Genomic DNA, 596 nt, shown 5'->3' on the forward strand with positions numbered 1-596 from the left:
GCGGGCCGAGACGACGACGGTCAGGACGCCGACGACCATCATGGCGAACGGAAGTCGCGCGATGAAGGCGATGAGGAAGTAGGGGAATCCGGCGAGACGGAGAAGGCTCGGGCTCGGCTCGGTGATCTGCGGGGGTGCTGATGCGTGTGTCATGGCTCTCGCGCGTCGAAGACGCGATGTCGGGTGCCGCCGCTGTCCGCCGGGGATGCCGACGGCCGGTAGATACACGGTTTGTGCGGCCGCGGGCGAGCCGCGACGACCCCAGGATAGCGGATGGTCCCGGGAAGTGCCCGAGAGATGAGCGTTTCGGGACGGGTCTATCCTGGGCGACACCGCCGCACCGCTGTCCCCGCACTCACTCCTCCGAGGAAGAACCTCCGTTGACCACTGCCCCGCATGCCGCTGCCGCCGCACTCACCCTCCCTCCGCGTTCGCAGCGCGCAGGAAACGCCAAGACCTCGCCGGTGCGCGACCTTCTCGCGCTGACCGAGCGCCCGGAGGTCATCTCGTTCGCCGGCGGTCTCCCCGCGCCCGAGCTGTTCGACGTCGCCGGCATCCGGGCGGCGTTCGACGCGGTCCTCGACTCCCCCTCTGTG

Annotated in this window: 2 pseudogenes; one reads left to right on the forward strand and one right to left on the reverse strand. The window is 69.8% G+C overall.

Going from position 1 to position 596, the window contains the following annotated elements:
- Positions 1–153 (reverse strand): annotated as a pseudogene (locus ACNPM4_RS06780) (MFS transporter); the annotation flags it as partial.
- Positions 154–380: 227 nt separating this feature from the next.
- Between ACNPM4_RS06780 and ACNPM4_RS06785 the strand changes: the two are divergent.
- Positions 381–596, forward strand: a pseudogene (locus tag ACNPM4_RS06785) (hypothetical protein); the annotation flags it as partial.

It is taken from the genome of Microbacterium umsixpiens, from assembly GCF_053543675.1.